Raw genomic sequence first — 3,014 nt, forward strand, 5'->3', positions numbered from 1 at the left:
GAGCAAGATCGTGTTCGTTCCGACATCAATGGAGGCACATTTCATTTGACAACCTCACAGGAAACTACTTATGATAGCTTGCATGTATGCTATCTCACTTTTTAATATCAGCGGGCTTCTGGCATTTTCTGCCGGGTTCCTCTCTTTTTTCAGCCCCTGTATCTTACCGCTTGTCCCATCCTATCTGATCTTTATAAGCGGCATTACCTTTGATAATTATAACGAACTGAAGGCAAAAAAATATAGAAAAGTTGTTTTGATCCATTCCGTCGCATTTATATTAGGATTTTCGTTCGTATTCGTCTCCCTGGGCATTTCGTCTTCTATCCTTGGTAATTTCCTGACCGATTATCAGGAATATATCATAAAGGTCGGGGGCATTTTTCTTATCGCGATGGGCCTCTTCTACCTGAATATCCTGAGGATACCTTTTCTCAACCAGGAAAAATTGATCCGGCTGGAAAAAAAACCTATTGGTCTTTTTGGATCCTTCGTCATCGGGGCAACGTTCTCCCTCGGCTGGACGCCCTGCGTCGGTCCCGCCCTCTCTTCCATCCTTATTGTAGCATCAACAACGAAAAAGATATCTGAAGGCATCTATCTCCTCGGCCTCTATTCGCTCGGTCTTGCCATACCTTTTATACTGTCTGCGCTTCTCTTTGACAAACTCTTTGATTTCCTGAAACGGTATGGTTTTGTAATGAGGTATTCTACGAAGATCATGGGCGTCCTTCTCCTGGTCATGGGCGTGCTGCTCGCCACTTCATACTATACTACCCTGACCCTCAAACTGGGGCAGTTCTTTTCGTTCTAGTCGCCGATTTATATGAAGTATCCCCCAAACAAATAGACACATTTGGGCCCCTGGCAAATCGCATTAAGCCTAGATATTACATAGAAAATAGTCTATCCAGGGCATATAATGAGAGCATGGCGGCGGGATATCCCGGAGCAAACCGTCGTGAGGCAAGGAAGCTCGGTCTTTTGCGAAGCAAAAGTTCCGAAGCCGAACGCGAGCGAATGGAGCCGCAGGAGCGAAATGAGCGTGTTTGCGAGGGATGTCCCGGCGCCATGCTCACCCTTATGGAGGATCCGTGGTTATTTAGAAATCGAACTTCTTGAATTCGCCTTTGAATCTATCTTTGAATTTCTTCAAGACCCTGTTCTCTATCTGCCGGGCCCGTTCCCTGGAGATACGAAATTTGGTGCCTATCTCCTGCAATGTCAAAGGCTCCTCCGAGAGTATCCTGTTTTCAAAGATAAAGAGTTCCTTCTCGTTCAGGGTTTTTTTAAATTCCGCTACCTTTGCGGTAATAATCTCGCTTTTTTCCTTATCAGCAACAACTTCCTCGACGTTTTCGTCAGTCCCTATCATATCCATGATCGTATCATCACTCTCATCGTGTAAAGGGGATCCGAGGGACACATCGGCATATGCCAGGCGTTTCTGCATGTCTTCAATCTCCGCCTCTTTCACGTCAAGGGTACTTGCCAAAAGCTGTGGTGCGGGAAACACGCCGAGCGCTTCGAGTTTCTGTTTCTCCTTGTTCAACCTGTAAAATAACTTCCTCTGGCTCTGCGTTGTTCCAATCTTTACAAGACTCCAGGAGTCCATAATATACTTAAGAATATAAGCTCTGATCCAGAAAGAGGCATAGGTGGAAAATTTAGTCCCCTTATATGGGTTATATTTCTTCACCGCATGGAGAAGCCCGACATTGCCTTCCTGGATAAGATCAAGGATATTAAGGTAGGTGCTATAATACTCAAGGGATATCTTCACGACAAGTCTCAGGTTTGAAATAACAAGCCGCTGCGCGGCATTCCTGTCTTTGTTTTCATAGATCTTCTTTGCAACTTCAAGCTCTTCTTCCCTCGAGAGGACGGGATATTTGGATAACTCCGAGAGGTACCGTTTAAGAGGGTCAAACTGCGCGGGAAGAGCACCTTCGTCCCCCTTCTTTCCCAGGTTTTCCTGCGCGTCAAGTAAGATGTCTTCCATGAAAAACTACTTTGTTCTCCGTACTGCTATAAGCTCAGCTACAATGCTCACTGCTATCTCCTGTGGCGTTTCGGCGTGGATGCTCAAACCTATCGGCGCATGGACACTTGTTATGGTTCCCTCGTCAAAACCATTTTTCCGCATATGGTCCAAAATTATTTTGACCTTTCTCCGGCTTCCTATCATACCTACGTACTTCGTTTTTCTCCTCAGGACTTCTTTCAGAACATCGGCGTCATATTGATGTCCTCTCGTAACAATTGTCACGTACTCCTCTCCGGTAAAATCAAGACGATTGAATACATTGTGAAAATCGTCGACAATGATCTCAGCGGCGCCGGGGAAGCGCTCCCTGTTTGCGAATTCCTCCCTGTCGTCGATGATAACAACATGAAAATCAACGGTCCTCGCGATGCCGGCAAGAAACTGCGATACGTGACCCGCGCCAAAAACATAAAGCACTGATAACAATTGAAGAGGCTCAATGACCATTCCACCTGATACGTAGCAAGGCCTTTTCTCGTTTAAATAATTGCGCAGTTCCTCTATCTCTTTCTCCAGAAGTACATCTCCTGTTACAGCAAGACTTTCTTCGATCAATGTCTTTGAAAAGGCACCGCTGTCGAATTTCGTAACGACAATACCCCGTGCATCTTTCTGCAACATCTCTCCAATCTTTTTATACACTCCTCTGTATTTTTGCAAGACAGGTTCCAGAAGGATGTCAACGTTTCCACCGCAGAGCATCCCATCATCGGCTACTTCTTTGGAATCCATCCTTATGCTGAGTATTTTTGGTTCGCCTTTGTTCATGATATTCATAGCTTCCCTGCACGCATCAGCTTCAAGTCTGCCGCCGCCAACGGTGCCAGAACATCTTCCATCTTCCCCTATCAGCATCTTTGCCCCGATATCTCTCGGAGCAGAACCGGCCCTGTAGATAACCGTTGCAAGGATACCGGTTTTACCCCCCTTGAGATACTGTTCTATTGTTTCATAAATATTCATCATC

3 protein-coding genes are annotated in these 3,014 nt (G+C 45.7%); 1 reads left to right on the forward strand and 2 read right to left on the reverse strand.

What is annotated here, in order from left to right; translation table 11 throughout:
- Positions 1-82: 82 nt before the first annotated feature.
- Positions 83-814 (forward strand): cytochrome c biogenesis protein CcdA, encoded by a 732-nt coding sequence (locus PHU49_13200; protein MDD5244964.1) that lies wholly within the window; start codon positions 83-85, stop codon positions 812-814.
- Positions 815-1,102: 288 nt separating this feature from the next.
- Here PHU49_13200 and PHU49_13205 read toward each other — a convergent pair whose 3' ends face one another.
- Both PHU49_13205 and PHU49_13210 read right to left on the reverse strand, forming a co-directional pair.
- Positions 1,103-2,002, reverse strand: coding sequence for an RNA polymerase factor sigma-32 (locus tag PHU49_13205; protein MDD5244965.1), 900 nt, complete (start codon positions 2,000-2,002; stop codon positions 1,103-1,105).
- Between the two features lie 6 nt (positions 2,003-2,008).
- The coding region (locus PHU49_13210) for an XdhC family protein (protein MDD5244966.1) at positions 2,009-3,014 on the reverse strand (1,006 nt) is incomplete at its 5' end.

The organism is Syntrophorhabdaceae bacterium (assembly GCA_028713955.1).
GTDB lineage: Bacteria > Desulfobacterota > Syntrophorhabdia > Syntrophorhabdales > Syntrophorhabdaceae > UBA5609.